The sequence below is a fragment of the Sphingobium sp. UBA5915 genome, assembly GCF_002431195.1.
GTDB classification, from domain to species: domain Bacteria; phylum Pseudomonadota; class Alphaproteobacteria; order Sphingomonadales; family Sphingomonadaceae; genus Sphingobium; species Sphingobium soli.
In genome coordinates, this window is sequence record NZ_DJDV01000109.1 from 1 (window position 1) to 16,560 (window position 16,560).

Sequence of the window (16,560 nt, forward strand, 5' to 3'; positions counted from 1 at the left end):
CCCTTGATGTCGAAGAATTTCTGCTCCTCGAAATTGAAGAGCGTGCGGTAGAATTCGCTCCACACGCGCATCTGGCCTCGCCGCACATTGTGGGTCAGGTGGTCCAGCAGGTCCAGCCCGACGCTGTTGGCCGCTTCCTTGTCGCGCCAGCCGGGCATTTCCGCCCAATTGGCATACAGATCCTCGCCATCCTTGATGAAATAGAGATAGGCGCCGCCAATCCCTTCGATCACCGTGTCATCCTCTTCCGTGGCCTTGGCCCCATGATCGAGCGCCCAGGCAAGCGCGGCCTGCGGATCGGCCACACGGAACGCCATGGCGCTGGCGGACGGTCCATGCACCCCGCGAAAGGCAGCAACCCGCCCGGCATCGTCCCGGTTCAGCATCAGGTTGATGCGCCCCTGCTTGTAACGGGTGATATTCTTGGTCGGGTGACGATGGGTCGCGGTAAAGCCCAGCGCCTCGAACTGCGCGGCCATGGCGTCGGGATCGGGCGAGGTGAATTCGACGAATTCGAACCCGTTGAGGCCCAGCGGGTTGGTGGATGCAGCGTCGGGCTGCTGGTCCAGCATGGTGGCGGTCATAAAGGCTCCTCTTCCTTCTGTCTGGCATAGGCCTGAGTGCCGCGCGTCAGCACGCGGTCCTCAGGCGCGATGGTATCAGTGTCATAATCAGGCAGCGCGACGAGATCGGCGTAGAGTGGGGCGAAATCCGTCTGCGTCGTTTGCGCCAGCAACTGCTCGAAACTGTCGATGACGAAATAGCTCTGCTGGAAATCGTCGATGCGATAGCAGGTGCGCATGATCCGTCGCAGGTCAAAGCCGATGCGGTTGGGTGACGGGTCCTCCAGCGCGAAATGCGATTCGGCGTTGGATGACACGATCCCCGCGCCATAAAGGCGCAAGCCCGCATCCGTCTGGATCAAGCCGAATTCGACCGTATACCAGTAAAGCCGCGCCAGCTTCGCGATGGCGCCCATTCCGTCCGCGCGCAGTCCGCCGCGGCCGTAGGCCTGCATATAATCGGCGAACACAGGGTTCGCGAGCAGCGGCACATGGCCGAACACATCGTGGAAGATATCCGGTTCCTGAAGATAATCCTCCTGCGCGGGCGTGCGGATGAACCGGCCGGCCGGAAAGCGCCGATTGGCAAGATGATCGAAAAAAACGCGGTCGGGCACCAGTCCCGGAACCGCAACCACTTCCCATCCCGTCGCCGCGCGGAGCCGTTCGTTGAGCGCCCCGAATTCAGGGATGCCCGGCCGATCCATGCGCAAGATACCCAGGCCCTGAAGGAATTCGGGCACCACCCGCCCCTCCAGCATCGCTGCCTGCCGTTCGAACAGGCGGTCCCACATTGCGTGGTCATCCTCGCTATAGGCGTTCCAGCCCTGCGTAATTGTCCAGTCGGCACCAGCGCCGATGGGCGGGTTTTCGGCATCCATCTCCATAGCCACACCATCGCAGATCGCCGGCGAAAATGCTTTTCAAAATTCCTGTGAGACAGGGGTGAGACGTAAAGATTTTTCATGATATAGCAGTTTTATGACGAATTCACCCGCCCTTGACCCGCTTGACTGCCGCATTCTCGCAGAGTTGCAGCGTGACGCCACGCTCAGCAATGCCCAACTGGCGGAGCGGGTGGGCAGCACCGGGCCGTCCTGCTGGCGGCGCGTCCGCGCCATGCAGGACCAAGGCCTACTGCGCCGCGCAGTCTGGATCGCCGACCCCCATGCCCTGGGACAGGGCGTCATCGTTTTGTGCCATGTGCGGATGAAGGAATTTTCGGCCGAAGCCATTGCCGCGTTCGAGGATTTCGTGCGCGCCCACGAACAGGTGATGGAATGCTATTCGATGTCGGGCGAATGGGATTATCTGCTCCGCGTCGTCGCCTCCGACGTCGCGGACTATGAGCATTTTCTGATGCGGACCTTGCTTAAACATCCCTCGGTCGCGGGCGCATCGTCGCAATTCGCGCTCTCGACCACCAAATATGAAACGGCGCTGCCGGTACGCTAAGCCGGGATTTTACTCTTGCTCCCGTCCTGTTACCATGCACAAAGCTTGCCAGCCGCCCAATGGCTGCCAATCTATGCGCGCGAACCCATGGCTCGCCAAGGATGACAGGATGCACGACGTGACAGTTCAGGACCGGCCGACCCCGGCCCACCCCCTCGCCCCGCAGGAAGTGGGCGATGGCCTGTCCGTGATCTCGATCGCGAAAAGCTATGACAAGCGCGTTGTCCTGTCCGACGTGTCGCTGACCGTGGGCAAGGGCGAAGTGGTCGGCCTGCTCGGCCCCAACGGCGCGGGCAAGACGACCTGCTTCTATTCGGTCATGGGACTGGTCCGCCCCGATCGCGGCCGGATCGTGCTGGACGGGCAGGACATCACCGGCCTGCCCATGTATCGCCGCGCGATCCTGGGCCTGGGTTATCTGCCACAGGAAACCTCGATTTTTCGGGGGCTGAGCGTGGCGCAGAATATCAGCGCGGTGCTGGAACTGGCCGAACCGGACAAGGCGGCCCGCGCGGCGCGGCTTGAACAGCTGCTCGACGAATTTGGCCTTACCCGGCTGCGCGATTCATCGGCCATGGCGCTGTCGGGCGGCGAGCGTCGCCGCTGTGAAATCGCCCGTGCCCTGGCGGCCAACCCCTCGATCGTGCTGCTCGATGAACCCTTTGCCGGCATCGACCCCCTGTCGATAGCCGACATTCGCGATCTGGTGAAGGACCTCAAGAATCGGGGCATCGGCGTTCTCATCACCGACCATAATGTGCGCGAAACGCTGGAAATCGTCGATCGCGCCTGCATCATCTATGGCGGTCAGGTGCTGTTTGCCGGCAACCCCACCGAACTGGTCGCCAATACTGAAGTCCGTCGCCTGTATCTGGGCGAAAATTTCCAGCTGTAACATGGGGCGGGGGCGGCCTTTCCTCCTCGACCGGGCGCCCGCCTGATGGCGCTGGGGCCGCGCCTCGACATTCGCCAGAGCCAGTCTCTGGTCATGACACCGCAATTGCAGCAGGCGATCAAGCTGCTGGCGCTGTCCAATCTGGAACTCGACGCCTTTGTCGCGGGCGAACTGGAAAAGAACCCGCTGCTCGACACCGGCCCAGATGATGCGCCTGTCGCGACCGATGGCATCGACCGGACTGTCGAGGCCCCGACGCTGGCGGCCGAAAGCGGAGCGAGCGACGATCTGATCGCGCAGGGCCTCGGCGCGGCCGACAGCCCACTCGACGTCGATCATGGCGCGGAAACCTTCATCGACGATGGTCCCGGCGACCGGATCGCCTCGGCGATGGGCGCCAGCGGGGGCATGGAGCCGATCGGCGGCGGCTATGCCGAGGATGCACCCGACTTTGACAGTTTCGCTGCGCCCGACAGCAGCCTTCAGGAACATCTAATGGATCAGGCGCGCGCCGCCATGTCAGGCATGGACCTGCTGATCGCATCGCAGTTGATCGGCCAGATCGACGAGGCGGGCTATCTGGAGGCGAACCTGCTGGCGACCGCCCATGGCCTGGGCGTGCCGCTGCATCAGGTCGAACGGGTGCTTGGCGTCATTCACGGCTTTGACCCCACGGGCGTTGGCGCGCGATCGCTGGCCGAATGCCTCGCTCTGCAAGCCAAGGAGGCGGATCGTCACGACCCCTGCATGGCGCGGCTGCTCGCCAATCTCGACCTGCTGGCCAAGGGTGCCCTCCCCCAGCTGCGCCGTATCTGCGGCGTGGATGAAGAGGACATGGCCGACATGATCGCCGAATTGCGCGGCTATGACCCCAAGCCCGGCCTGCGCTTTTCCGCCTCCACCGCCGCCCCGGTAACGCCCGACCTCTTCATTCGTCCCGCGAGCGACGGCTGGGCGATCGAAATCAACAGCGCCACCCTGCCCCGCCTGCTTATCAATCGCAGCTATTATGTCGAACTGTCGACCGGCAAGCAGGACAAGGATAGCAAGGCCTGGCTGGCCGACTGCCTGGCCAGCGCCAACTGGCTGGTGAAGGCGCTCGACCAGCGGCAGAAGACGATCGTCAAGGTGGCGAGCGAGATCCTGCGCCAGCAGGAAGGCTTTTTCCAAAAGGGCGTCGCGCACCTAAAGCCCCTGACGCTCAAGGCCGTGGCCGATGCGATCGGCATGCATGAAAGCACCGTCAGCCGCGTCACATCGAACAAATATCTCTCCTGCCCGCGCGGCCTTTACGAGCTCAAATATTTCTTCACGAGCGGCGTGGCGGCGGCCGGCGGCGACGGCGCTGTGTCGGCCGAAGCGGTCAAGAGCCATATCAAGGCGCTGATTTCGGCCGAAGATCCGCAAGCGATCCTATCCGACGACACCCTGGTCGACATGCTGCGGGCCAAGGGCATGGATATTGCCCGCCGCACCGTGGCCAAATATCGCGAAGCCATGGGTATTGGGTCGTCCGTGCAGCGCCGCCGGCAAAAAGCGCTGAAGGGCAAGGCAGCCTGACCCTTTCGGTAAGGCGGTGCACGCGCCGGAAGGGCGGGCATGTTTTGTCATGCGCTCCGCTCTAGCCCTTGCCTCCCCCAGCCGCTAAGGCCGCGCGATGGCGCGCGACATTCCCACGCTTCTGCATGACATCTTCGGCTTCACCGCCTTTCGCGGGGTGCAGGAACAGGTGGTTGGCCGAGTTATGGCGGGCCGCCCGACGCTGGCCATCATGCCGACGGGCGCGGGCAAATCGCTCTGCTACCAGCTTCCCGCCGCCGCGCTCGATGGCTGCTGTATCGTCGTATCGCCTCTCATCGCGCTGATGCACGACCAGTTGCGCGCCGCCAATGCGGTGGGCCTGCGCGCCGCCAGCCTCACCAGCGTGGACGCCGATTGGCGCGAAACGCAGGACCGGCTGCGCAGTGGCGATCTCGATCTTCTCTACGTCGCGCCCGAACGCGCCAGTCAGGAGTCGTTCCGCAACCTGCTCCGTTCGGCAAAGATCGCGCTTTTCGCCATCGACGAAGCCCATTGCGTGTCCGAATGGGGCCATGATTTCCGCCCCGACTATCGCCTGCTACGCCCGCTGCTCGACGAATTTCCGCAAGTCCCGCGCCTTGCCCTCACTGCGACGGCGGACGCGCATACCCGCGCCGACATTCTGGTCCAGCTGGGTATTCCTGAAGACGGCCTCATCATCTCGGGCTTCGACCGGCCCAATATCCGCTACGCCGTCCACCCGCGCGAAGGGCTGACGCGCCAGCTTGTCGATCTGCTCGCCCAGCATCCCGGCCCTGGCGTCGTCTATGCCCAGACTCGCGCCGCGACCGAAAAACTGGCCGAAACGCTGGGGCGCGGCGGGCGAGCCGTGCGCGCCTATCATGCCGGGATGGACCCGGCCCAGCGCGCGGCGAACCAGGCCGCCTTCATCGCCAGCGAAGATATGGTGATGGTGGCCACTGTGGCCTTTGGCATGGGTATCGACAAACCCGATGTGCGCTTCGTCGCGCATGCAGGCCTGCCCAAATCGATCGAGGGCTATTATCAGGAATCGGGCCGCGCCGGCCGCGACGGGGAACCAGCGGTCGCGCATCTTTTCTGGGGAGCGGAGGATTTCGCCCGCGCGCGCCTGCGCATCGCCGAACTCGAACCCGCGCGTCAGCAGGGGGAGCGCGCCCGCATCGCGGCGCTGGGCGCGCTGGTCGAAACCGCGACATGCCGCCGTGCCATCCTGCTGCGCCATTTTGGCGAAAGCCCGCCGCCCACCTGCGGCAATTGCGACAATTGCCTCTCGCCCCCGGCCAGCGTCGATGCGACGGAGACGGCGCGCAAATATCTGTCCGCGGTCTACCGCACCGGGCAGAGTTTCGGCGCGGGCCATATCGAAGCGGTGCTGACAGCCGCCGCCAATGACAAGGTGCGCGAACGCGGCCATGACCGCATTTCCGTGCATGGCATCGTCAGTGGAGAAGAAATGGCATTGCTGCGCCCGGTGCAACGCGCGTTGCTGGTCCGCGACGCGCTGGAAACGACCGAGCATGGCGGGTTGATGCTCGGCCCCAATGCTCGCCCGATCCTGCGCGGCGAGGAGGAAGTGCGCATCCTGGTGCCGCCAAAGCGCGAACGGCGCGGCCGCCGCAATGCCCGCAACGGCGCGGACGCCAACCCCGTGGGCGATCCGCTGTTCGACGCCTTGCGCACCTGCCGCCGCGAACTGGCGCAGGACCAAGGCGTGCCGCCTTATGTCATCTTTCATGATTCCACGCTGCGTGAAATGGCCGAACAGCGCCCGGCCAATATCCGCGAACTCAGCCACATCAGCGGTATCGGCCAGAAGAAGCTCGACGCCTATGGCGACGCCTTTCTGGCGGCAATTCGCCCGTACCTGTAAACCCAGGCAACGCAGCCGCACCATCTCCGCCGCGCCCTCTGGTGAAGCAAAAGCCTTGCCAGCACGGCCATCGAAAGGCATCGCTCTGCCGCAGAAGGAGAAGCCCCATGTTCCGCACGCTCACCGACCGCATCCTCGTGTCCCCGCAGATCAGCGTGGAGCAAGTCGCGGAGGCAAAAGCGCAGGGCGTGACGATGATCGTCAACAATCGTCCCGACGACGAAGAACCGGGGCAAATCAATGGCGCGGAGATCGAGGCGGCTGCGCTGAAGGCCGGCATCGACTATGTCGCCGTGCCGGTCGCCCATGGCGGCTTTGCCCCCTGGCAGCTCGATGGCATGGCGCAGGCGCTGGATCAGACAGGCGATGGCAAGATGCTGGCCTACTGCCGGTCGGGCACGCGCAGCACGCTGCTCTGGGCACTCACCCGCGCGCGGGCCGGGGATCACCCCGATGTGCTTGCGGCACAGGCAGCGGCAGCGGGCTATGACATCAGCCCGGTGCGACAGATCATGGACGCGCTCAAACCGCAATAAGCGGGCGGCTCACCTGCATTCCACCGTCACATGCTCCATGCGCGGCAGCGCCTTGATCCGCGCCCGCACTGCCGCGCCATCGGCGCCCGGCGCAAGGCTCAGGATCGCGGCATGGGCATGCGGGCCGATCCGCCAGACATGCAGGTCGCGGATCGTCGCCCCCTCGGCTTCCGCCTCCAGCCGCAGCCGCGCCATCAGCGCGGGCTCGGCGGTGTCGAGCAGGATCGCGGCCGTATCCTGCATCAGACCCCAGGCCCAGCGCGCGATAACCACCGCGCCCAGCAGACCGACCGCCGGGTCCAGCCACCACCAGCCCATATAGCGCCCAGCCAGCAGCGCCGCGATCGCCAGCACTGACGTCAGGGCATCGGTCAGCACATGGATATAGGCCGCGCGCATATTATTGTCCGCATGGGCATGGCCGTGCGCGTCCCCTGCGCCATGGCTATGGTCATGGCCCAGTAGCAGCGCGCTCACTATGTTGATGACCAGGCCAATGACCGCCACCAGCGTCGCCTCCCCGAATGCCACCTGCACAGGCTCGAAGAAGCGCATGACGGATTCGACCGCGATCAACAGCGCCGTGACGCCCAGCAACAAAGCGGACGCGAAACCCGACAGGTCGCCGACCTTCCCCGTGCCGAAGGTGAAGCGCGGATTGCGGGCGTGGCGGCGCGCATAGCCATAGGCCGCCGCCGCCACCGCGAGTGCGCCGGCATGGGTCGCCATGTGAAAGCCATCGGCCAGCAAAGCCATTGACCCGGTCAACCAGCCGAACGCGATCTCCACCACCATCGTCGCGGCGGTCAACCACACGACCCAGATGGTGCGGCGCGCATTGCGGTCATGCCCGGCGCTCAGGTAGATATGGTCGAAATAATGGCGTTCTTCCGCCTCCCCCGGCGTGGCGGTTGGCGGCGGTGGCGGCATGCAGTGATCGTGACCATGCTCATGGGCGTGATGATGAGCGTCGTGCATCGTCATTTCCCATAGCGGCGGATCAACGCCAGCATTTCCTCGGCAGCCGCGGCCCGCGCAACGTCGCTTAGCCCCGGTCGCGCGACATGCGCGCGCATATGCTGCTCGATCAGTTCTTCCATCAGGCTGCCGACAGCGCCGCGCACCGACGCGACCAGCTGCAACGTCTGCGAACAATCGGCGTCGCCAGCCAGCTGCCGCTCGACAGCGGCGATCTGGCCCGCGATTCGTCTCGTGCGCGCGAGCAGCTTTTCTCTATCCTCGACAATATGCATAATATACCCCCCTACACTATAATGACTTTTCTGCCAAGGGAGCGGAAGGGATGCTATCGCCCCCGTCCTCCAATCCCTATCAGGGGTTCATGAATTCCATCGACTGTGACCTTGTGATCGTCGGCGGCGGCCTCGCCGGCGGACTTGCCGCGCTTGCGCTCGCCGCCTTGCGTCCGGAATTGCGCCTGCTCCTGATCGAACATGGCACAGAGCCGGGCGGCAACCACATCTGGTCCTTCTTCGACGGCGACGTCGCCCCGCACGATCGCTGGCTGGTGGACCCCATGATCGCGCATCGCTGGACACAGGGTCATGCCGTCATTTTTCCCGGATTTCAGCGCGACCTGGCCACCCCGTATAACAGCATTACTTCCGTCACTTTCGCTGTCCATGTGCGCAAGACGCTGGGCCATCGCCTCCTAATCGGCGCGGACGTGCGAACACTCGCGCCCGATCGTGTCACGCTGGCCGATGGGCGCATCATTCACGCGCAGGCGGTCCTCGACGCGCGGGGACCGGGCGACCTTTCGGCTCTGCGCTGCGGCTGGCAAAAATTCGTCGGTCACGCGCTGCGCTGCGCTGCGCCCCACGGCGTCGAGCGCCCGGTCATCATGGACGCCAGCGTCGATCAGCATGACGGCTATCGCTTCGTCTACCTGCTCCCCTGGGACGACCACAACATTTTCGTCGAGGACACCTATTATAGCGACAAGCCCGACCTCGACGGCGTGGTGCTGGACGAGCGGATCGCCGCCTATGCCGCAGCGAAGGGCTGGGACGCGCAGAGCGTCCACCGGGAAGAAGGCGTGCTGCCTGTCGTCCATGGCGGCGACTTTGATCGCTATTGGCCGGTATCCGATCCCGTCGCCCGTGCAGGCGTGCGCGCCGGCCTCTTCCAGCCGATGACCGGCTATTCATTGCCCGACGCCGTCCGCTTCGCGCTCTGGCTGGCCCGTCAGCCGCTGGACGGCCTGCCTGCCGCCACTCGCGCCTTTGCACGGGCGCATTGGCGACAGGGCGGCTATTATCGCACGCTGGGCAAGATGCTGTTCGGCGCGGCCCGACCCGACGAGCGCTGGCGAATATTCTCCCGTTTCTATGGCCTCAACCCCGCGCTCATCCAGCGATTCTACGCTGGCCAATCAACCATGGCTGACCGTTTGCGCATCTTGTGCGGCAAGCCACCCATCCCCATAAGGAGCGCCATGCGCACCTTGCTGAACCCGCCCGCCTGATGTCCAGAACCGCTATCGTCATCGGTGCGGGCTTTGGCGGCCTCGCCCTTGCCATTCGCCTCCAGTCGGCCGGCGTCCAGACCACCTTGGTGGAAGCGCGCGATCGCCCGGGCGGCCGGGCCTATATGTGGGAAAAGGACGGCTTTACGTTCGATGCGGGGCCGACCGTCATCACCGATCCTGACTGCCTCGCTGAACTGTGGCGGCTGTCAGGGCATGACATGGCGCAGGATGTCACCCTGATGCCCGTGTCGCCCTTCTACCGGCTCAACTGGCGCGACGGCACGAATTTCGACTATTCCAATGACGAGCCAACGCTCCGGGCCGAGATCGCAAAGCTCGATCCCGGCGATGTCGCGGGCTATGAGCGTTTCTGCGATTATGCCGCCGGCGTTTACGAAGAAGGCTATCGCAAGCTCGGCCATGTCGCCTTCCTCGATTTCGCATCGATGGTGAAAGCGGCCCCGGCGCTGGCCAAGTATCAGGCATGGCGATCGGTCTACTCGATCGTCGCGTCCTATGTGAAGAACGAAAAGCTGCGCGAGGCGCTGTCCTTTCATACCCTGCTGGTCGGCGGCAATCCGATGAAGACCAGTTCGATCTATGCCCTTATCCACAAGCTGGAGAAGGATGGCGGAGTCTGGTTCGCTCAGGGCGGCACCAACCGGCTTGTGCAGGGCATGGCCACCCATTTCGAACGACTGGGCGGCACGCTGCGGCTGGGCGATCCAGTCACGCGGATCGAAACCTATGGCGACCGCGCAACGGCGGTGCATACCGCTTCGGGCTGGCGCGGCGAGGCCGATGCGGTCGCTTCCAACGCCGACCTGATGCACAGCTATCGAGACCTGCTCGCCCACCATCCACGCGGACAAAAGCAGGGCGAGAAACTGGCGGCCAAACGCTGGTCGCCCAGCCTGTTCGTGCTGCATTTCGGGATCAAGGGCAGCTGGCCGGGTATCCCGCATCATATGATCCTGTTCGGCCCGCGCTATGAAGGGTTGCTGACCGACATTTATGATCATGGCGTGTTGCCGCAGGATTTCTCGCTCTACCTGCACCACCCCACCGTCACCGATCCGTCGATGGCGCCCGATGGCCATTCGACTTTTTACGCGCTCGCCCCGGTGCCGCATATGGGCAAGCTGCCGATCGACTGGGATCAGTTTGGCGCGGCCTATGCCGAACGCATATTGGATGAGATCCAGCATCGACTGATCCCCGACATCCGATCGCGCATCGTCACCCAGTTCCACTATACGCCGCGTGACTTCGGCCGGGATCTTGCCGCCCATATGGGCAGTGCCTTCAGCCTGGAACCGCTGCTCACCCAAAGCGCCTTTTTCCGCGCGCATAATCGCGACGATGTCATTCCCAATCTCTATCTGGTAGGGGCCGGCACCCATCCCGGCGCGGGCATTCCCGGCGTGGTGGGCAGCGCCAAGGCGACCGCCGCGCTGATGCTGGACGATTTGAACAGGACTTAGATGAAAAGACTGGCAGTCTATTGCGGGTCGGCGACGCCAGCCGACCTTACCTATATCGACGCGGCGCGCCACGTCGGCCGCACGCTTGCGAAGCGGGGCATCGGCGTCGTCTACGGCGGCGGGCGGCTTGGCCTGATGGGCGCGGTCGCGGACGCCGCGCTGGAAGCGGGCGGCGAAGTCGTCGGCGTCATTCCCGAAGCGCTGGTCGGCGCGGAAGTCGCGCATCGCGGTTGCACGCAGCTCCATGTCGTCCAGACCATGCACCAGCGTAAGCAGCTGTTTACGGACCTTTCCGATGGGTTCGTGACACTGCCGGGCGGCGTCGGCACGATGGACGAATTATGGGAAGCGATCAGCTGGGCGCAGCTGGGTTATCATAACAAGCCCGTAGGCCTGCTCAACGTCGCGGGCTTTTACGATCAGCTGATCGGCTTCAACCGCCAGATGGTGGAAAGCGGCTTCATCCGGCCGCAACATGCCGGCATTCTGGTGCATGAAGACAGCATCGAAGCCTTGGTCGATGCGATGGCGGCCTATCAGCCGCATGAAACGATCTTCGCGATGAAGGCCGCTCGGCTGTAACCCCTCGACGCCGGCGGCGCGCGCGGGCATGGATGGGGGCTATGACCGATCCCACTGCCCCTGATCGCGCGAGGCTCGTCGCCCATGCCCGCGACAGCATCGCGCGCGGCTCCAAAAGCTTCGCCATGGCATCCAAGCTGTTCGACCGGCAAACCCGCGAACGCGCCTGGCTGCTCTACGCTTGGTGCCGCACTTGCGACGATATCGCCGACGGCCAGGACCATGGCGGGGCAATGAGCGTCGTGGCCGACGCGCAGGCACGCCTTTCGGATATGCGGGTGATGACCGACCGGGCGCTGCGGGGCGAACCCACCGGCGATCCGGCTTTTGACGGCTTTGGCCTGGTCATGCGGGAATGCCGTATTCCGCACCGCTACGCCCATGACCTGATCGAGGGCTTCGCGCTTGATGCCCGCGATTGGCGGCCCCGCAGTCAGGATGACATGCTGCGCTATTGCTATCATGTCGCCGGCGCGGTCGGATGCATGATGGCGGTGCTGATGGGGGTCGACCCGCATGACGACGCGACGCTGGATCGCGCCTGCGACCTTGGTCTTGCCTTTCAGCTTGCCAATATCGCCCGCGATATCGGGGAAGATGAGGCGGCGGACCGATGCTACCTGCCCGTCGAATGGCTGGTGGAAATGGACATTCCGCCTGGCGAGCATATGAAGCCATGGGTTCGCCCACGCCTTGCCATCCTCGGCCGCCGGCTGACGGATATGGCCGCAGCCTATGAAGATAGCGCGCGGCACGGCACTGGCATGCTGCCACCGCGTGCCGCCTGGGCCGTTCTGGCCGCCGCCGGTATCTATGGGGATATTGCCCGCACCGTCGCGCGGCGCGGGCCAATGGCATGGGATCACCGCGTGGTGACGCGCAAGAGCGACAAGCTGATGTGGGTCGCGCGCGCTGGGATTCAGGTCGTCGGGCGCGCGCGGCGTTGGCCCGCCGATGCGGAAAGGCCTTCGACGCTCTGGCATCGTCCCGCCAGCTAATCCAGCAAAAGCGCTGGAAGGACGGCCGACACTTTCGTACCGGCCCCCGTCTCCAAAAAAATAGGCCGGCACTTTCGTACCGGCCCAAGGCATGTTCGCAGGAGGAACATCGGAAGGCGGGGCGACGATTGCTGTCAGACAGAGTGGCCGCCCGGCCAATTCAGTGAAAATTACGGGTTGTAGGCACGCTCGCCATGTTCGCCGAGGTCCAGGCCTTCATATTCGACCTCCTGGCTGACCCGCAGGCCGGTGACAGCTTTGGCGACGAAGATCGCAATGACGGTGCCGATCGAAGCCCATATGGCGGTCGCAAGAACCGCTTCGATCTGGATCACCAGTTGTGCGCCAATGCCGACCGAACCGTCGCCGGGGCCGCCAAGGCTCGGCGCATAGACGATGCCGGTACCGATTGCGCCGATGATGCCGCCGACGCCATGGATGCCAAAGGCGTCGAGGCTGTCATCATAGCCAAGCTTCGGCTTGAGAACCGTGACAGCATAGAAGCAGATGATCGAAGCTACAGCGCCCAGCACGATCGCGCCGAATGGTCCGGCATTGCCCGCTGCCGGCGTGACGGCGACGAGGCCTGCGATGATGCCTGAACAGAAGCCCAGCGCCGAACCCTTGTGGCCGTTGAGGCGCTCCGCCAGCATCCAGAACAGACCGGCTGATGCGGTGGCGACGAAGGTGTTGATCATAGCCAGTGCGGCCGAGCCATTGGCTTCAAGGGCCGAACCCGCATTGAAGCCGAACCAGCCGACCCACAGCAAGCCAGTGCCGACGCCCGTCAACGTCATGCTGTGCGGCGGCATGGGCTCCTTGGGGAAGCCGATGCGCTTGCCAAGGATGAGGCAGGCCACCAGTGCGGAAACGCCCGCATTGATGTGGACCACGGTGCCGCCCGCGAAGTCGAGCGCGCCAAGGCCAAAGAAATAGCCGTTGCCAGCCCACACCATGTGCGCGACCGGGAAATAAACGATCGTGAGCCATATGAGGGCGAAGACCATCACGGCGGAGAACTTCATGCGTTCCACCACCGAACCCAGCACCAGCGCGACGGTGATGGCCGCAAAGGTCATCTGGAAGCAGATGAAGACATATTCCGGGATGACGACTCCGTCAGTGAAGGTCGCCGCCGTGCTGTCAGGCGTGACGCCGGCCAGAAACAGCTTGCCAAAGCCGGAAATGACCGCGTTGCCGCCGTCGCCAAAGGCCATGGTGTAACCATAGATCACCCAAATCAGCATGGCGAAGGCAGCGACGGCGCCAATCTGCGTCATGACCGACAGCATGTTCTTCGTCCGGACCAGGCCGCCATAGAACAAGGCGAGGCCCGGCAGAATCATCGCGAGGACGAGAACGGTCGATACCATCATCCACGCGGTATCTCCCTTGTCCGGCGTCGGCGCGGCGGCGGCCGCGTCCTGCGCCCAGGCGGGCAGAGCGGCGAACAGCGACAGGGCACCAGCCCCCGCCACGCCGCAGAATTTCTTGGAAAAGCTCATCATTTCCCCCTTCTTACAGCGCGGTTTCGCCGGTCTCGCCTGTGCGGATACGCACGGCTTGTCCCACATCGAGCACGAAGATCTTGCCATCGCCAATCGCTCCCGAATTGGCGGCGGCCTGGGTCGCTTCGACCACGCGTGGCGCCAGGTCGTCGTCGCAGACGACCTCAATCTTGATCTTCGGGACCATGTTGGTGGAATATTCGGCGCCGCGATAGATTTCAGTCTGCCCCTTCTGGCGACCGAAGCCCTTCACTTCGCTGACCGTCATGCCGGCGATGCCAAGCGAGGACAACGCCTCGCGGACATCGTCCAGCTTGAACGGCTTGATAATAGCCATGACAAGTTTCATGTCGCCCCCTGTGAATGGTGTGCGGGGACATATCAGCAAGGGCCGTGCCAAAAAGATAAAGACGCGTTAATGCGGGCTTTGCGGCTGGATATGCGAAAAGCTCCGCTGCAAAATTAAGCAGCAGCAGGATGTTGCCTAAAATTTGTGCACGCAGCTCACCAGTCCGCGCCGTCGGCAATCACATCTTCTTCCTCGGATCTGGTCATGCGGCCAAGCACGGCATTACGGTGCGGAAACCGACCGAATTGCTGGATCATCTCATGATGTTTGCGGGCGAATTCGAGCCATTTGGCGTCGCCCGCTCCCTCAAACAGGGTGAGGGACAGGTCTTGATCGGCCCTGTCCTCGCTATGCATGAATGGCATATAGAAGAAACACCGCCCTGCGCCGCCGATCTGCACATCATATCCATGCGCGATCGCGCCACGCGCTATATCCCGCGCCAAAGCGTCCGTAGCAAAGGCATCAGCGGTGCCGCGAAACATGTTACGGGGCAATTGATCGAACAGGATAACCGCGGCCAGCGCGTCATCGGCTCGATCCTGGAAATCGGCAGCGGCCTGGCTTTTCTTCTCACGCCACAGATGGGCGAATTTTTGGGCGCATACATGGTCCAATTGTGGATCATGGCTCCACCACCCTTTTTCGCCCACCTCATTGAACCAGAAATCAAGCAACGCGGCCGCCCAATCGGCGGTCACGGCATCATGGCTGTCGGTCAGCATGTTCATGCATGACTAATGTCGCACCGGCCGCAACGGTTCCCGCCGTTTACGGAGCAGTTGGCTCGGTTGGCCGCAGGTAACGGCCTAGGCGGCCGTGCCACCGACCGTCAGCCCCTCCATCAACAGCGTAGGTTGGCCCACGCCGGCCGGAACGCTTTGGCCACCCTTGCCGCACATGCCGATGCCGTCATCCAGCGCCCAGTCATTGCCGATCCCGATAACCTTGGTCAGCGCGGTGGGGCCGTCGCCGATCAGCGTCGCACCCTTTATGGGATCGCCCAATTTGCCATTTTCAACTTTATAGGCCTCAGTGCATGAAAAGACGAACTTGCCCGACACGATATCCACCTGACCGCCGCCAAAGCTCTTCGCGAAAATCCCGTTCTTCATACGGCTGAGCAACTCCTCCGGATCATCCTGCCCGCCCTTGATAAAGGTGTTGGTCATCCGCGGCATCGGAGCATGCGCATAGCTTTCGCGGCGGCCATTGCCCGTGGGCGCAACCCCCATCAGCCGGGCATTCAGCCGGTCCTGCATATAGCCGCGCAGAACCCCGTCCTCGATGAGGATATTTTCCTGCGTTGGTGTGCCCTCATCATCAATCGACAGGGATCCGCGCCTATCCATGATGCTGCCATCGTCAACGACAGTGACGCCCGGTGCCGCGACGCGTTGACCAATGCGTCCAGAAAAAGCGCTGGTGCCCTTGCGGTTGAAATCGCCCTCAAGGCCGTGCCCAATCGCCTCGTGGACCAGAACGCCAGGCCAGCCGGGTCCTAACAGCACGGTCATCTCGCCCGCAGGCGCTGCGACCGAGCGCATATTGACACGCGCCTGCGCCAGCGCCTCATCGATCGCGCGGTTCCACACCGCCTTGTCCATCACCTGATCATAAAGATAGCGGCCGCCAATGCCAAAAACACCCGTTTCGCGCCGGCCGTCCTCCTCCAATATGATGGAGACGTTGAGACGCACCAGAGGGCGAATATCGGTCGCGGTAAAGCCATCGGCGCGCACGATCTCCACCACTGACCAGCTGCCTGCCAGACTGACCGACACCTGCGCGACGCGCGGGTCGCGCGCGCGGGCGGCAGCGTCTATCTCTGCGCAGAGCGAGACCTTTTCCGCAAACGGAACGATTTCTAGCGGATTGGCGTCGGTATAAAGATGGCGATTGGTACGCTGGGGCGGCGGCGCAGGCTGATCCTTGGCGGGATCAAGCAAGGTAAGCGTTTGCGCCGCCTTGGCGATGGCCGCCTCGCTGAGATCATTGGCATGCGCAAAGCCGGTCATTTCGCCCGAGACACCGCGCAGACCAAAGCCGGCATCAGTAGAATAGTCGGCGGTCTTCAGCCGGCCATCGTCAAACCCGAAACTCTCGCTTGCGCGATATTGCAGATATAATTCACCGTCGTCGCAACGACCTAGCGCGTGGGCCGTCAGCCGGCGCGCGCCATCGGGATCGAGCAGACCTGGACGATAAAGAAGGCCACGGGCATCGGTGAAGAGGGAAGCGGTATCGGTCATGCGCCCGATATAGG

16 protein-coding genes and 1 pseudogene are annotated in these 16,560 nt (G+C 63.6%); 9 read left to right on the plus strand and 8 right to left on the minus strand.

Going from position 1 to position 16,560, the window contains the following annotated elements:
• Positions 1-584: pseudogene (locus B2V90_RS19480) on the minus strand (4-hydroxyphenylpyruvate dioxygenase); the annotation flags it as partial.
• A complete protein-coding gene (phhA, locus tag B2V90_RS19485) occupies positions 581-1,450 on the minus strand; it encodes a phenylalanine 4-monooxygenase (protein WP_228220999.1) in 870 nt (289 codons plus the stop codon). The gene phhA and the pseudogene B2V90_RS19480, both read right to left, overlap by 4 nt.
• Before the next feature lie 94 nt (positions 1,451-1,544).
• On the opposite strand from phhA, the gene B2V90_RS19490 reads away from it, so the two are divergent.
• From B2V90_RS19490 to B2V90_RS19510, 5 genes are all read left to right on the plus strand, one after another.
• Positions 1,545-2,018, plus strand: coding sequence for an Lrp/AsnC family transcriptional regulator (locus B2V90_RS19490; RefSeq protein WP_228221000.1), 474 nt, complete (start codon positions 1,545-1,547; stop codon positions 2,016-2,018).
• A gap of 109 nt (positions 2,019-2,127) precedes the next feature.
• Entirely contained in the window at positions 2,128-2,913 is a 786-nt protein-coding gene (lptB, locus tag B2V90_RS19495) for an LPS export ABC transporter ATP-binding protein (RefSeq protein ID WP_037543555.1), read from the plus strand.
• A 45-nt stretch (positions 2,914-2,958) separates the two neighbouring features.
• Positions 2,959-4,473 carry an RNA polymerase factor sigma-54 gene (gene rpoN / locus B2V90_RS19500; RefSeq protein WP_228221001.1) on the plus strand — a complete coding sequence of 505 codons (1,515 nt, stop codon included), beginning with the start codon at positions 2,959-2,961 and terminating at the stop codon, positions 4,471-4,473.
• Between the two features lie 97 nt (positions 4,474-4,570).
• On the plus strand, positions 4,571-6,346 hold the full coding sequence (gene recQ, locus B2V90_RS19505) for a DNA helicase RecQ (RefSeq protein ID WP_228221002.1): 1,776 nt from the start codon (positions 4,571-4,573) through the stop codon (positions 6,344-6,346).
• Positions 6,347-6,453: 107 nt separating this feature from the next.
• Positions 6,454-6,882, plus strand: a complete 429-nt coding sequence (locus tag B2V90_RS19510; RefSeq protein ID WP_228221003.1) for a TIGR01244 family sulfur transferase — start codon at positions 6,454-6,456, stop codon at positions 6,880-6,882.
• 9 nt (positions 6,883-6,891) lie between these two features.
• On the opposite strand, the gene dmeF is transcribed toward B2V90_RS19510, so the two are convergent.
• Together dmeF and B2V90_RS19520 are read right to left on the minus strand one after the other, a co-directional pair.
• Entirely contained in the window at positions 6,892-7,866 is a 975-nt protein-coding gene (dmeF, locus tag B2V90_RS19515) for a CDF family Co(II)/Ni(II) efflux transporter DmeF (protein ID WP_228221004.1), read from the minus strand.
• Complete coding sequence (locus tag B2V90_RS19520; protein WP_009822852.1) at positions 7,863-8,135, minus strand: metal/formaldehyde-sensitive transcriptional repressor; 273 nt, start codon at positions 8,133-8,135, stop codon at positions 7,863-7,865. Before B2V90_RS19520 ends, dmeF begins: the two co-directional genes overlap by 4 nt.
• Before the next feature lie 89 nt (positions 8,136-8,224).
• On the opposite strand from B2V90_RS19520, the gene crtY reads away from it, so the two are divergent.
• From crtY to B2V90_RS19540, 4 genes are read left to right on the plus strand one after another with little or no spacing between them, the layout of a single operon-like run.
• Complete coding sequence (crtY, locus tag B2V90_RS19525; RefSeq protein WP_228221005.1) at positions 8,225-9,370, plus strand: lycopene beta-cyclase CrtY; 1,146 nt, start codon at positions 8,225-8,227, stop codon at positions 9,368-9,370.
• The gene (locus tag B2V90_RS19530) at positions 9,370-10,857 is read left to right on the plus strand and encodes a phytoene desaturase (RefSeq protein WP_228221006.1); all 1,488 of its coding nucleotides are present in this window, start codon (positions 9,370-9,372) and stop codon (positions 10,855-10,857) included. Before crtY ends, B2V90_RS19530 begins: the two co-directional genes overlap by 1 nt.
• Entirely contained in the window at positions 10,858-11,439 is a 582-nt protein-coding gene (locus B2V90_RS19535; protein WP_228221007.1) for a TIGR00730 family Rossman fold protein, read from the plus strand. It abuts the gene before it with no gap.
• 41 nt (positions 11,440-11,480) lie between these two features.
• On the plus strand, positions 11,481-12,437 hold the full coding sequence (locus B2V90_RS19540; protein WP_228221008.1) for a phytoene/squalene synthase family protein: 957 nt from the start codon (positions 11,481-11,483) through the stop codon (positions 12,435-12,437).
• A 170-nt stretch (positions 12,438-12,607) separates the two neighbouring features.
• Here the strand turns inward: B2V90_RS19540 and B2V90_RS19545 are convergent, their stop codons facing one another.
• The 4 genes from B2V90_RS19545 to tldD form a co-directional block, all read right to left on the minus strand.
• On the minus strand, positions 12,608-13,942 hold the full coding sequence (locus B2V90_RS19545; protein ID WP_037543148.1) for an ammonium transporter: 1,335 nt from the start codon (positions 13,940-13,942) through the stop codon (positions 12,608-12,610).
• A 13-nt stretch (positions 13,943-13,955) separates the two neighbouring features.
• Positions 13,956-14,294, minus strand: a complete 339-nt coding sequence (locus tag B2V90_RS19550; protein ID WP_004209785.1) for a P-II family nitrogen regulator — start codon at positions 14,292-14,294, stop codon at positions 13,956-13,958.
• A 155-nt stretch (positions 14,295-14,449) separates the two neighbouring features.
• Positions 14,450-15,025 carry a DUF924 family protein gene (locus B2V90_RS19555; protein ID WP_228221009.1) on the minus strand — a complete coding sequence of 192 codons (576 nt, stop codon included), beginning with the start codon at positions 15,023-15,025 and terminating at the stop codon, positions 14,450-14,452.
• Positions 15,026-15,103: 78 nt separating this feature from the next.
• Complete coding sequence (gene tldD, locus B2V90_RS19560; RefSeq protein ID WP_228221010.1) at positions 15,104-16,546, minus strand: metalloprotease TldD; 1,443 nt, start codon at positions 16,544-16,546, stop codon at positions 15,104-15,106.
• Between the last annotated feature and the right edge of the window lie 14 nt (positions 16,547-16,560).